The organism is Pseudomonas taeanensis MS-3, from assembly GCF_000498575.2.
GTDB lineage: Bacteria > Pseudomonadota > Gammaproteobacteria > Pseudomonadales > Pseudomonadaceae > Aquipseudomonas > Aquipseudomonas taeanensis.
In genome coordinates, this window is the sequence record NZ_AWSQ01000001.1 from 1,252,773 (window position 1) to 1,266,571 (window position 13,799).

Annotated in this window: 8 protein-coding genes; 2 read left to right on the forward strand and 6 right to left on the reverse strand. The window is 63.7% G+C overall.

Features of this window, described 5'->3' with window-relative positions; genetic code table 11:
- Window positions 1-85: 85 nt before the first annotated feature.
- On the reverse strand, window positions 86-1,882 hold the full coding sequence (locus TMS3_RS05440; protein ID WP_025164243.1) for an SLC13 family permease: 1,797 nt from the start codon (window positions 1,880-1,882) through the stop codon (window positions 86-88).
- Window positions 1,883-2,111: 229 nt separating this feature from the next.
- Here TMS3_RS05440 and TMS3_RS05445 point away from each other — a divergent pair, with 229 nt between their 5' ends.
- Window positions 2,112-2,807 (forward strand): aspartate/glutamate racemase family protein, encoded by a 696-nt coding sequence (locus TMS3_RS05445; protein ID WP_025164244.1) that lies wholly within the window; start codon window positions 2,112-2,114, stop codon window positions 2,805-2,807.
- Between the two features lie 107 nt (window positions 2,808-2,914).
- Here the strand turns inward: TMS3_RS05445 and selO are convergent, their stop codons facing one another.
- From selO to TMS3_RS05465, 4 genes are all read right to left on the reverse strand, one after another.
- A complete protein-coding gene (selO, locus tag TMS3_RS05450; RefSeq protein WP_025164245.1) occupies window positions 2,915-4,387 on the reverse strand; it encodes a protein adenylyltransferase SelO in 1,473 nt (490 codons plus the stop codon).
- 58 nt (window positions 4,388-4,445) lie between these two features.
- Window positions 4,446-7,814, reverse strand: coding sequence for a mechanosensitive channel MscK (mscK, locus tag TMS3_RS05455; protein ID WP_025164246.1), 3,369 nt, complete (start codon window positions 7,812-7,814; stop codon window positions 4,446-4,448).
- 180 nt (window positions 7,815-7,994) lie between these two features.
- Window positions 7,995-9,740, reverse strand: coding sequence for a potassium/proton antiporter (locus tag TMS3_RS05460; protein WP_025164247.1), 1,746 nt, complete (start codon window positions 9,738-9,740; stop codon window positions 7,995-7,997).
- A gap of 328 nt (window positions 9,741-10,068) precedes the next feature.
- Window positions 10,069-11,871: an acyl-CoA dehydrogenase gene (locus tag TMS3_RS05465; protein WP_025164248.1), complete on the reverse strand. Its 1,803-nt coding sequence runs from the start codon at window positions 11,869-11,871 to the stop codon at window positions 10,069-10,071.
- 205 nt (window positions 11,872-12,076) lie between these two features.
- On the opposite strand from TMS3_RS05465, the gene TMS3_RS05470 reads away from it, so the two are divergent.
- Entirely contained in the window at window positions 12,077-12,934 is an 858-nt protein-coding gene (locus TMS3_RS05470) for a 23S rRNA (adenine(2030)-N(6))-methyltransferase RlmJ (protein WP_025164249.1), read from the forward strand.
- A gap of 122 nt (window positions 12,935-13,056) precedes the next feature.
- Here TMS3_RS05470 and msrA read toward each other — a convergent pair whose 3' ends face one another.
- On the reverse strand, window positions 13,057-13,704 hold the full coding sequence (gene msrA / locus TMS3_RS05475; protein ID WP_025164250.1) for a peptide-methionine (S)-S-oxide reductase MsrA: 648 nt from the start codon (window positions 13,702-13,704) through the stop codon (window positions 13,057-13,059).
- Between the last annotated feature and the right edge of the window lie 95 nt (window positions 13,705-13,799).

The following is a 13,799-nucleotide window of genomic DNA, read 5'->3' on the forward strand; positions in this document are numbered from 1 at the left end:
GCCCGCAGCATGGATAAAACACCTGGCCCCGGTCAATCCTTTGCCGGACTGAACGGGGCGCCGGGAGCTGGTCGAGCCCTGTCTGTTAGATCGGGGTCAGCGGCCAGAACAGCGGAATCACCAGGGACGCCACGACCCAGAGGATCAGGTTGAGCGGAATGCCGACCTTCATGAAGTCGGTGAAACGGTAGCCGCCGGCGTTATACACGAAGGTGTTGGTCTGATAGCCGATCGGCGTGGCGAAGCTGGCGCTGGCGGCGAACATCACCGCCACCACGAACGCGCGCGGATCGACGCCCAAGTGCTGAGCCACACCGATGGCGATGGGGGTGACCAGCACCGCCACCGCGTTGTTCGACAGCATCTCGGTGAGGATCGAGGTGAACAGGTAGATGAACGAGAGCATCAGCAGCGGCCCGGCCCAGGGCAGCAGGGTCATGGTGTTCTCGACCAGCAGCTTGACCAGGCCGACCTTGTCCATGGCGATGCTGATGGCCAGCATGCCGAAGATCAGGCTGAGAATCTTCCAATCCACCGCCTTGTAGGCGTCTTCCACGTCCAGGCAACGGGTCGCCAGCACGCTCACCGCGCCAATGATCGCCAGGCCCTCGATCGGCATCAGGCCGAAGGCCGCCAGGATCATCACCGCCAGGGTGGCGATGATCGCAATCGGCGCCTTGTCGCGGCGGAAGGCGCGTTCCTGTACGGCGTTGAGACTGATCAGTTCGCCGTTGTCGGCGAAGCGCTTGATCTGCGCCGGGGTGCCTTCAACCAGCAGCACGTCGCCGAATTGCAACTCGAAGTCGTCGAGGTTGCCCTGAATGTTCTCGTCCTGGCGGTGCACGGCGAGCACGGCGATGCCGTAGCGCGCGGTGAGGTCGAGGTCGCGCATGGGTCTGTGGCTGTAACGCGAGTTACGCCCGACTATGGCCTCGGCGAGGATCACGTCGTGGCTGCTGATGGTCTCGAAGGCATCGCCACGGTTGAAGGTCAAATGTCCGCTCTCGCGCAACTCGACCACGTTTTTCACCTGGCCGTGCAGCACCAGGCGGTCGCCAGTGGCCAGCAGGGTATCGTGGCCCGGCTCGGTCAGCTCAAAGTCCTCGCGAAACAGCTTGAGCACCTGCAGGCCGCTGCCGCCGTTGAGATTGGCCTCGCTCAGGGTCTTGCCGATCACCGGTGAGCCGTGTGGCACCAGCAGTTCGGTCATGAAGGTGCGGTCGAGGTCGGGGCGCAACTGCTTGGACAGGGTTTCCCGGTCTGGCAGCAGATGACGGCCGATGGTCAGCAGGTAGAGCATGCCGACGCTGGCGAGGATCAGGCCGGCGCCGGTGATTTCGAAGATGCCGAACGGCGCCACGCCCGCCGTGCGTGCGACGCCGTCGACCAGAATGTTGGTCGAGGTGCCGATCATGGTCAGGGTGCCGCCGAGGATGGTCGCGTAGGACAGCGGGATCAGCAGTTTGGACGGCATGCTGCCAGAGCGGCGGGCCAGTGAGATGGCGATGGGGGTGAGGATGGCCACCACCGGGGTGTTGTTCAGGCAGGCGGAGATCACCAGGGCGGTGAGGGTCAGTCCGGTGAGTACGCGTACCGGGTTGGTACCGACCAGGTTGCCCAGCCAGTTACCCAGGGCGTCGATGCAGCCGGTGCGCTCCAGGGCGGCAGACAGCACGAACATGCAGGCGATGGTCACCGGCGCGGAATTGCTCAGCACGCTGAGCACTTCGCTGGGGCTGAGTAACTGGGTCACCAGCAGGGCGGCCACGGCGATCGCGGCGACGATATCCGGGCTCCATTTCTCGCGGATGAAGGCCACCAATACCCAGATCAGCAGGGCACCGACAAACAGCAGAGGGAGGGGCAATGAGTCCCAGAACATGGGGCGTCCTTAATGTGCGACTCGCGTGAGGTCTCGGGCGCAGCCGTGGCTGAGCCTCTCAGGGCGCCAAGATAGTGAGCTTTGCTTAGATAGTCTAAGAATGTTTGAAAAGGTTTATATGCCATTAAGGCTTAACAGGAGTAGCTGTATCGCAGGCTCTGCAGCGGACTGTGACTGTGCGTCGAGCACCTGGCCGGCTAGGCTCGAGTTTTCCTGTTTGGAGTGCGGTATGCGTCAGTTAGGAATTCTCGGAGGCATGAGCTGGGAGTCCACGGCCAGCTATTACCGTCTGCTCAATCAGGGCGTGCGTGAGCATCTTGGCGGCCTGCACTCCGCGCGGTTGCAGCTGCACTCGGTGGACTTCGCCGAAGTTGCCGAACTGCAGCGGCGTGGCGATTGGCCGGCGGCGGGGGCGCTGTTGGCCGAGGCGGCGCAGGGGCTGGAGCGAGCTGGAGCCGGTGCCTTGTTGCTGGCAACCAACACCATGCACAAGGTTGCAGCGAGTATCGAGGCGGCGGTGCAGATTCCCCTGCTGCATATCGGCGATGCCGTCGGCCAGACCCTGCACCAGCAAGGTACCCAGCGGGCGGCGCTGCTCGGCACACGTTTCACCGTACAGCAGGATTTCTACCGCCAGCGTCTGGCTGAGCGCTTCGATATCGAGGTGATGATTCCTGCGCCGGAGCAGGTCGAGGAGATCGACCGGGTGATATTCGCCGAGCTGTGTCAGGGCGTGTTCCAGGCCAGTGCCCGTGATTTTTATCTGGAGTGCCTGGCCGAACTGCGCGAGCAGGGGGCCGAGGTGGCGATTCTCGGCTGCACCGAGATCGGTCTGTTGCTGGAGGGCGTGCAGGCACCGTTGCCGCTGCTCGACAGCAGCGAAGTGCATGTGGCCATGGGGCTGGAGTGGTTGCTGGCCAGTTAGATGGCGGGGCGTAGGATGTGTTAGTCGCGAAGCGGCGTTACCCATCGTTGTCGGTTGGCGATGGGTATCGCTGCGCTCAACGCCATCCTAGGGATGGCGCCAGGGGCTCAGGACGAACAGCTGATTTCCAAGTGCTTGCCCCACTGCGGCGGGCGCTCGGCATAACGCTCGTAGCCCGGTTGTTCGTCGAAGGGTTGGCTGAGCACCGCATGCAGTTCACGCACCGGGGCGTAATCGCCCTGCTCGGCGGCCTCGATCACTTGTTGGGCCAGGTAGTTGCGCAGGATGTACTTGGGGTTGACCGCGTGCATGCGTGTGCGGCGCGCCTCCTGGCTCCCGGTCTCGGCCTCGGCCTCGCTGGCAACGCGGGCGCGGTAGTCGGCCGCCCAGGCATCGAAGCCTGCAAGATCGCGGAAGTCGTCGCGCAAGCGCGCGAGCGCCTGTTGCGGCGAGCTGTCGCCCAACTCGCGGAAGAAGTTCGTATAGTCCACTGCGCTGCCTTGCATCAGCTGCAGCAGGCGCTGAATCAGCGCCTCGTCGGCCTCATCGGCAGTCAGCAGACCGAGGCGCCGACGCATCAGGTCGAGGTAGTGCGCCTGGTACAGCGGCAGGAACAGGCCCAGGGTCTCGCGCAGTGCGTCGACCTCGACGAAGGGGGTCAGCGCCTGGCCCAGGGCGGCGAGGTTCCACTGGGCGATAGGCACCTGATTGCTGAAGCTGTAGCGGCCGCTGTCGTCCGAGTGGTTGCAGATGAAGTTGGCGTCGAAGTCGTCGAGGAAGGCGTAGGGGCCGTAGTCGAAGGTGATGCCGAGGATCGACATGTTGTCGCTGTTCATCACCCCGTGACAGAAGCCGTAGGCCTGCCAGCGGGCAATCAGCTCGGCATTGCGCTCGACCACTTCGCGGAACAGCGCCAGGTAGGGCGCGTCTTGCTCCAGGCAGGCCGGGAAATGGCAGCGCAACACATGCTCGCCGAGTTGCTTAAGCTGCTCGTGCTGCTGGGTGTAATAGAAGTACTCGAAGTGGCCGAAGCGCACGTGACTCTGTGCCAGGCGCAGCAGCATCGCCGCGCTTTCCTTGCGCTCGCGCCACACCGGGGTGCTCGAAGCGGTCACGCACAGTGCGCGCGAGGTGGGGATGCCCAGGGCCTGCAAGTGTTCGCTGGCGAGAAATTCGCGGATCGAGCTGCGCAGTACCGCGCGACCATCGCCCATGCGCGAGTAGGGGGTCTGCCCGGCTCCCTTGAGGTGCAGGTCCCAGTGCTCGCCGGCATCGTTGAGCACCTCGCCGAGCAGCAGGCCGCGACCATCGCCCAGGCGCGGGTTGTAGCTGCCGAACTGGTGCCCGGAGTAGACCATCGCTCGCGGTTCGGCTTCGTTCCACAGCTTGTGGCCGGCGAACAGCTGGGCGAACACCTCGCTCTCGGCCTCGCTCGGGTCGAGGTCGAGCAAGGTCATGGCCGCCGTGCTGACGACCACCAGGCGCGGCTCGGCGATCGGCTCGGGCAGCACGTGGGTCGAGAATGCATCGCCGAGACGGGCGAAGCGATTGTCGAAGGTCAGGTCGGTAAGCGACTTCAAGGCAACACTCCAGCGGAGGCGCTAGGGGCAGGGCTAGAGCCCTACCCTAGCGCGATGCTTATTGCGGGTCGACTGCGGGGGCGGCCGGGGCGAGTTGAGGGGGCGCGGCCTGCTGTACCGGCTGTACCGGTTGCAGAAGGTTGGTCTGCCCGCTGCCCAGGTTGAGCTCCTGGCCCTGATGGTTTTTCACCATGACCTCGACCTGGTTGAACGCCATCTCCACTTTGTTTTCGCGGAAGATCTGCGCAATGCGCGTGAGGATCTCGTCGGTGGCCGCGTTGCGATCGCCCAGTTCGCGCACATGGAAGCGCAGCTCATAGTCGAAGGTGCTGGCGCTGATGGTGAGGAAGAACAGCTGGGGTTCGGGGTCGCGCAAAACTCGCGGGTTCTCCGTGGCAGCCTGCATCATCAGCTTGCGCGCCAGCGGCAGGTCGGTCTCGTAGGCCACGCCGATCTTGATGATCACTCGGGTGATGGTGTCGTTCAACGACCAGTTGATCAGCTGGTCGGTGACGAAGGTCTTGTTCGGGACGATGATTTCCTTGCGGTCGAAATCGGTGATGGTGGTGGCGCGGATGCGAATCCGGCTAACCGTGCCGGACAGGTTGCCGATGGTTACCACGTCGCCGATGCGCACCGGGCGCTCGAACAGGATGATCAGGCCGGAGATGAAATTGGCGAAAATCTCCTGCAGGCCAAAGCCGAGGCCGACCGAGAGCGCCGCCACCAGCCATTGCAACTTGTCCCAGCTGACCCCGAGCGTCGACAGGGTGACCACGAATCCGACCCCGACGATGGCGTAGGACAGCAGGGTGGTGGTCGCGTAGGCACTGCCTTGCGCCAGGTTCAGGCGCGATAGCACCAGCACTTCGAGCAGGCCGGGCAGGTTGCGGCTGAGCGCCACGGTGATACCGATGATGACCAGCGCGGCGATTACATCGCTGAGGCTGATTGGCACCAGGCTCGCGGCGTCACCGCTACCGCTGGAATACTCGTACAGGGTGATGTTGTCGAGGTAGGCGAATACCGAAATGAGATCAGCCCAGACCCAGTACAGCCCGGCTATCACCACGCCGAGCAGAGCCAGACGAATCAGCCGTAGCGACTGCTGGTTGACCTGCTCGATGTCCAGGGTCGGTTCCTCGACCACCACCTCGGCGCCTTCGCCGCCTTCCTTGGCTTGCGCCAGGCGCTTGGCCGTGGCGCGGTGGTAGGCCAGGCGCCGCGCGGCGACGCTGAGGCCACGGACGAAGGCGGCTTCGATGATCAGCCAGAACATCAGCAGGTACAGGGTATCAATCAGCCGATCACTGAGTTTCAGCGCGGTGTAGTAGTAGCCGAAGCTGACCGCGGCGATCAGCGCCAGCGGCAGTACGCTGAACAGCAAGCCGATCAGGGTGCGCAACGTGGTGTTGTGCTCACGCGCCGGGCCGCTCAGCAGCAGTTGGTGCAGGACCCAGGCCATCAGGCCGTAACAGGTCAGTACCACGACGATGCCGATGACGTCTTCGGCCAGGCTGGCGGGCTGGTGTTCGGCGACCGTGACCACCGCGACCAGGGCCATCACCACCAAGCCGAGGCGGCGAACCTGGCGGTGCAGAAAGGTCACCTGGGCACGCGGCCAGCGGAAATGCAGTTCGGCCACCCCACCCGGTGCGATGATCCGGTAGAAGGTGTAGAACACCAGCCAGGCCTGGGCCATTTCATACAGGGCCGAGCCGAGACTGGCGTTCTGTCCACGCGCGTCGATCTGCAGGGCCAGGCCGCAGAGGGCGAGGAACAGCGTGCCGGGCAGCGCCAGGAGGACGTTGAGCAGGAGCGCCAGGGGGGTGTGCAGTTGGCTGTCGCGCTTGAAGTGGCCGATGTCCTGATGCAGCTCACCGAGCCGCTGGTACAGGTAGCTGCGCTTCCACATCAGCACGCCGATCAGCAGCAGCAGTGGCAGAAACAGCAATGGTCGCTCGATCAAGCCGGCGCCCAGTTCGCGCAGGTTGGCGCCCCAGGGCAGATCGGCCACCTGCTTCTCGAGCAAGCGCGGCGCCGTGCTGAACCAGTCGAGCCCCAGAGGTTTGTTGCTGGGAATCCAGAACATCTGCTCGTCCAGCGTGGTGCGCACGTCGTGGGCAGTGCTGAGCAGTTGTTTCTGGTTCAGCTGCAGGGTGATCGACTCATTGAGCAGGGCATTGAGTTCGCGATTGAGTCGATCGAGCAGGGCGCGGCGGGTGCCAAGCAGCTCGAGCAAGGCGCTGCGCAGTTCGTCGGTGACGTTTTCCGCCGGTTGATTGGCCAGCAACTGGTCGACATAGGTGTAGGGGTTGCTGATCGCTTCGCGCTGCTGGTTGAGTTCGAACTGATAGAGGCGCAGGTCGGCGATGTCGTTGGCCAGATTGGGGTCGAGTTCCAGGGTGGGCAGTGCCTGCTTCTGCTTGTAGAGGATTTTCGCCAGCAGCAGGCTGCCTTCCAAGACGCTGATCTGTTCGTCCAGGGCCTGGTCGCTCTGGTTGAGGGCATCCAGCTGTTGCTTGGTCTGCAGGTTCTGCTGGGTCAGCTGATTGAGGCGGTCGGTGGCGCGCAGCAGGTAGTCGGACAGCTTCAGGTTCAGCGCGCTTTGTTTGGCCAGTAAGGTGCCGGAGCCGGCTTTCTCGGCCTCACGCGATTGTTCGGCGACGGTTTCCTCGGATTGCGCGCGGCGTTTCTCGTTGATCAGTGACTGCAGGTCGATCAGCTCCTGCTCCAGGCGCCGGATGCGTTCTTCGAGCAGGTCGCGCTGACTGCTGCCAAGGTCTTGCAGCAGGCTGTTGCCGGCCAGCTCCTGGCGGCGCAACTGGGTGAGGGCGTCGAGCTGGGCCAGTTCGGCGATGAGCAGGTCGCGGCGCTCTGGGGTGAGCGGTTTGCCGGACTCTTTGCCGGTCTTCAACGCATTGTTGATTTCCTGGGTGCGCGTCTGGTTGCGGCTGATCTCGGCCTGGGCGCGCTCGGGGCGAGTTTGCGCGGTGATGATCAGGCTGTTGGCCTCGCCGATTTGCTTCTGCCAGTCACTCAGCTGGTTGCTGCGCTCATTGAGCAGCGTTTCCAGCTCGGGCACCGCGGTCTTGGCGTGCCGCTGAGCGACCTGGGACGGCTCGCTGGCTTTCAGGCGGGTGAGTTCGCGCTGGGCTTCGTCGATCAGTTTTGGGGCCAGTTCGAGCTGTTGTTTGAGATCGCTCAGGCGTTTCTTGCTGTCGGCTTGCTCGGTCAGCAAACTCAGGGTTTTTTCCAGGGTCTGCCTGATTGCCAGTTGCTCGGCTTCCGGCAACTTGCGTTCGGCCAGTTTTTCCAGGCTGCGCTGTACTTCGGCGCGTTGTGGTGATTCGGCAGCCTGGATCGGCGACGCGCTCAGGCAGAAGCCGAGCAACGCTACGGTTAAATAAATACGTAAAGAGGGCATGTTCGCGATCGCGGGGCTCGAAAAAAGTGAGTTTAACAGGCTGTTGAAAAGTGTAGTGAGCGCTGGCCGATGGCGTGTCCGTAGTAAAAAAAGTCTGGAAACATTCCTGCCGCTTCTTCTGTGCGGCAGTAGACGCAAGACTGCTGCGCGCGAGGCTCGCAGCAGGAGTGCAGCTGGTGGTTAGAGAAACAGGCCCGGCCCTGGGCGGACGCCTTCGGGGAATTTGACGCCGACTTTGCGAATCTTGTTCCCTTCCATCGCGGCGACAGTCCAAGTCAGGCTCTGCCAGTCGACCTGGTCGCCGATTACCGGTTCGCCACCGATCTGGTGAGCGATAAAGCGCCCCAGCGATTGCTGGCCGTCGATGCCGTCCAGCTTGAGGCCGTAGAGGGCGGCAACGGCGCTTAGCTCGGCGTCGCCTTCCAGAACGAAATCGCCGAAGAAACGCAGGTCCTGGCCGCGCTGTGGGGCCTGGCTGAACAATTTGCCGAGGGCGGTCAGGTCATGCTCGTGGCCGATCACGCAGAGCAGGTCGCCGGCTTCCAGGGTGGTACTGCCGGACGGGTGGAGCAGCTCGTTGTGGCGAAACAGTGCGGCGATGCGAGTGCCTTCGGGCATCTTCAATTCGCGCAGGGCGGCGCCGATGCACCACTTCTCCGCGCCGAGGCGGTAGACGAACAGCTCCCACTGGCTGGTCGGGTGCACTTCCAGACCAGCGCGGGAGAACGGCGCCGGTTCTGGCGGCACGGTGACCCGCAATAACTTGGCCGCCCAGGGCAGGCTGGTGCCTTGCAGCAACAGCGAGACCAGGACGATGAAGAAAGCCAGGTTAAAGAACAGTTGGGCATTCTCCAGACCGGCCATCAGCGGGAACACCGCGAGAATGATTGGCACCGCGCCGCGCAAGCCGACCCAGGCGATAAACGCTCGCTCGCGGTCGTGAAAGCCGCGAAACGGCAGCAGTCCGAGGAGAATCGACAGCGGTCGGGCGATCAGAATCATCCACAGGGCCAGGCCCAGCGCTGGCAAGGCAATCGGCAATAGTTGGTTCGGGGTGACCAGCAGGCCGAGAACCAGGAACATGCCGATCTGCGCCAGCCAGGTGAGGCCGTCGAGCATATGCAGGATGCCGTGGCGTGAGCGGATCGGCCGGTTGCCCAGCAGCAGGCCACACAGGTAGATCGCCAGAATGCCGCTACCGCCCACCGCCGTGGTGATGGCGAAGATGATCATGCCGCCACTGACCACCAGCAGCGGATAAAGGCCGTTGGCCAGGCTCATGCGGTTGACCAGATTGAGCAGCAGCCAGCCGCCGCACAGGCCGAGCACGGCGCCGAGGCCGAATTGCTGCACCAGCTGCACCAGCAGGTTCCAGCTGAAGCCGTCTTGTCCGCTGACCAGCATGGCGATCAGGGTCACGGTGAGGAACACCGCCATGGGGTCGTTGCTGCCGGATTCGATTTCCAGGGTGGCGCTGACCCGCTCGTTGAGACCGCGCCCACCGAGCAGGCTGAATACCGCGGCGGCATCGGTGGAGCCAACGATGGCGCCGACCAGCAGACCTTCCATCAGACTCAGGTCGAACAGCCAGGCCGCCGCCACGCCCGTCAGCCCTGCGGTGACCAACACCCCGACGGTAGCCAGCGACAGCGACGGCCAGAGGGCCACGCGAAAACTGGAGACGCGGGTACGCATGCCGCCGTCGAGCAGGATGATGGCCAGCGCCAGGTTGCCGACCAGGTAGGCCAGTGAGTAGTCGTTGAAGATGATCCCGCCTGGGCCGTCGACCCCGGCGAGCATGCCGACGGCGAGAAAGATCACCAGAATCGGGATGCCGAAGCGTGAGCCGAAGGCGCTGACCAGAATGCTCGTGGCCACCAGCAATGCACCGATCAAGAACAGGTTATTGATGGTGCTGGCGTCCAAGGGGGTACTCCGGGCTAAGGGGAGAGGGCGCCGTCATGCATGGCGCGTGCCAGCGATTCTAACCCGCGTCTTCGTCTCACTGTCAAAAAAACACCCCGCTCAGCAAATGGGGCGTCTGCTGGGTGGTTGGCTGTGCTTGAGTGCTTAGGGTGGGTTAGCGACGCGGTTGAAGGGGGGGGCGGTTTGCTTCGCAGGTCGAGCGCCGCGCCACCGACCAGGCCTTAGCCTGGTCGGTGGCAATGATGGGTTGGGGTGCCATCGAGAGAGCAATGCAATGGATGACCGAGGCGGGCGCCTAACCCTCCCTACGCCGGTCGCGCTGTCAGCCTTAGAACCAGCTGTTCTGCATGCTCAGGCAGGTATCGTCGCGGGCTTCGAGGATGGCCAGTTCGTGATGGCAGCTCGGCACCTCCCAGGTGAGGAAGTAGCGCGCGGCCTGCAGCTTGCCTTGATAGAAGTCGCGATCTGCCGCGCTGCCTGTGGCGAGACCCTGCTCGGCTCGAATCGCCTGTTCCAGCCAGCGCCAGCCGATCACCAGGTGGCCGAACACCTTGAGGTACAGCGCCGAGTTGGCCAGGCCCTGATTGACCTTGCCACTCATCAAGTCGCCGAGCAACGCCAGGGTCACCGCTGACAGACGCGCCAGCAGTTGCTCCAGCGGCTGGCGCAGGGCATTCAGCGACTCATGCTCGCCGGCGCGGTGGCAGCAGTCCTGGATCAGCTTGACCAGTTGCTTGAGCGCAGCGCCGCCGTTCATCGACACCTTGCGCCCGAGCAGGTCGAGCGACTGGATACCGTGGGTGCCCTCGTGGATCGGGTTGAGCCGGTTGTCGCGATAGTACTGCTCCACCGGGTAGTCGCGGGTATAGCCGTGGCCGCCGAGGATCTGGATCGCCAGTTCGTTGGCCTTGAGGCAGAACTCCGAGGGCCAGGACTTGACGATCGGGGTCAGCAGGTCGAGCAGCTCCAGGGCGGTCTGGCGCTCTTCCTCGGTAGCCAGGGTCTGGGTATCGTCGAACAGTCGCGCCGCATACAGGCCGAGGTCGAAGGCCCCCTCGACATATGCCTTCTGGGTCAACAGCATGCGCCGTACGTCGGCGTGGTCGACGATCGCCACCTGCGCGCTGGTCGGATCCTTGCCGTCCGGCTGGCGGCCCTGTGGGCGTTGGCGGGCGTAGTCCAGGGAGTACAGGTAGCCGGCGTAACCGAGCATCACCGCGCCCATGCCGACGCCGATGCGTGCCTCGTTCATCATCTGGAACATGTAGGAAAGGCCCTGGTGCGGTTGGCCCACCAGATAGCCGACACACTGGCCGTTATCACCAAAATTCAGCGCGGTGGAGGTGGTGCCGCGCCAGCCCATCTTGTGGAACAGGCCGGCCAGGACCACATCGTTGCGCGGCCCCAGCGAGCCGTCATCGTTGACCAGGAACTTGGGCACGATAAACAGCGAGATACCCTTTACCCCGGGCGGCGCGTCCGGCAGCTTGGCCAGGACCATGTGCACGATGTTCTCGGAGAGTGGGTGGTCGCCGCCGGAGATGAAGATCTTGTTGCCCTTGAGCCGGTAGCTGCCATCGGCCGCCGGTTCGGCGCGGGTGCGGATGTCCGACAGGGATGAGCCGGCGTGCGGCTCGGTCAGGGCCATAGTGCCGAAGAAGCGACCGTCGATCATCGGCTGCAGGAAACGCTGCTTCTGCTCCTCGCTGCCGAAGCTCTCGATTAGGTTGGCTGCGCCCATGGTCAGGAACGGGTAGGAAGTGGTCGCCGCGTTGGCCGACTGGAAGTGGGCGAAACAGGCTTGCGACAGCAGGTTGGGCAACTGCATGCCGCCGACTTCGAACTCGCGGGTGGCATTCAGGAAGCCGGCGTCGAGGAAGGCGTCCACCGCCGGCTTGATTTCCGGGATCAGCTGCGCGGCGCCCTCGACATACTCAGGCTCATGCTCGTCGCTCTTGCGGTTGTGCGGCGCAAATAGCTTCTCGGCAATGCTGCGCGCCGTGCCGATGGCCGCATCGAAGGTCTCGCGGCTGTGGTCGGCAAAGCGCTCACGCTGGGTCAGGGCCTCGGCATCCAGCACTTCATAGAGCTCGAAGGCCAGATTGCGGGAGCTGAGCAGAGTCTCGGACATGGACATTCCTCCAATTGAATGGACTGAGTCTAGGTTGATGAATAAATGCCGCCTAGTACCATCCATGGGCGTGATAAAGCCGCAAAACCTCTGCGTTGACGGTGCGTTGCTCCTGCTTTTGCTGCGCGTTGCCTGGATCGGCGCAGGTGATGCTGAAGGTCGCCCCCGTGGCTGGTAGAATTCGCGGCCTCGCGAGGAGTTATCGATGAACTACCGTCACGCCTTCCATGCCGGCAACCATGCCGATGTGTTGAAACACGTTATCTTGAGTCGCCTGATTGCCCTGCTGTCACGCAAGGAGGCGCCCTTCGCCTACCTCGACAGCCACGCCGGCGTAGGCCTCTACGACCTCGCTGGGGACCAGGCCAGCCGCACCGGTGAATGGCTGCAGGGCATCGCCCGGCTGTGGAAGGCCGAGGATGTGCCGGATCAATTGGTCGATTACCTGGAAGTCATTCGCGCCATGAATCCAGACGGCGTGCTGCGACATTACCCTGGCTCGCCGGAGCTGGCACGCATGCTGACGCGCGAGCAGGATCGCCTGCACCTCAACGAGAAACACCCGGAAGACGGTCGCCTGCTCAAGGAAAACATGGCCGGCGACCGCCGCGTTGCGGTACACCTGGGTGAAGGCTGGCACGTGTCGCGGGCCTTGCTGCCGACCCGCGAGAAGCGCGTGCTGCTGCTGATCGATCCGCCCTTCGAACAGGCCGATGAGCCGGAGCGCTGCGTGCAGGCGTTGAACGAAGCCATTGGCCGGATGCGTCAGGCGGTGGTGGCGATCTGGTACCCGATCAAGGAGCTGGGCCAGCTCAGGCGCTTCTATCGCGATCTGGAAAAGAGCAATGCGCCCAAGCTGCTGCGCATAGAACTCTATGTGCACCCTGCCGATGACGCGCAGCGCCTGAACGGCTCCGGCCTGGTGATCAGCAATCCACCCTGGGGCCTGGAGGACGAACTCAAGCAGATTTTGCCCTGGCTGACCACCTTGCTCGGGCAAAGCCAAGCCGGCTGGCGCATGGATTGGCTGATCGCGGAGCAAGCGGCAGGCGCCAAGCCATAACAGCAGCGACCAGTGCTGATGGACGCAGCGCCGGACTCAGAAGTTGTGAATGTACCGAGCGCCATCGCGAGGCTGACTCCAGGCGTTCGCCGCGAGGTTTTTTCGCCGTCCCTCAGTTCAACCTATGCAGGTAAACACACCCCGGTGCCGCCCAGGCCACAGTAGCCGCCGGGGTTTTTCGCCAGGTATTGCTGGTGATAGCCCTCGGCGTAGTAGAAGGGCGGCGCTTCGGCGATTTCGGTGGTGATCTGGCCGAGCCCGGCCTTGTCCAGCTCGGCCTGGTACTGCACTTTGCTGGCCAGGGCCGCTGCCAGCTGCTCGGCGCCGTAGCAGTAGATCGCCGAACGGTATTGGCTGCCCTTGTCGTTACCCTGACGCATGCCCTGGGTCGGGTTATGCGCTTCCCAGAAGACTTTCAACAGGCCTTCATAGCTGATCTGCTGCGGGTCGAAGACCACCAGCACCGCTTCGGTGTGGCCGGTCAGGCCGGAACAGGTTTCCTCGTAGGTCGGGTTTGGCGTCGGGCCGCCGGCATAGCCGACTGCGGTGGTCCATACACCCGGTTGTTGCCAGAAGCGCCGTTCGGCTCCCCAGAAACAACCGAGGCCGAAAACCGCCTGTTGCAGGCCGGCAGGGAAGGGCGGCTGCAAGGGGTTGCCGTTGACGTAATGCGCGGCGGGCACCGACAGCGGTGTATCACGACCGGGCAGGGCTTGCTCGGCGCTGGGCAGCTCGAGTTTGTGGGCAAGAATCTGTGAGCGCAGAACCATGAGTGATTTCCTCAACGTAAACGGGTGTCAGAGGCTGCCGGGCGTGTCGCACAAGTCCGCCAGACTTTCAGGATAGACCGCAGTCGGGCTGCGGC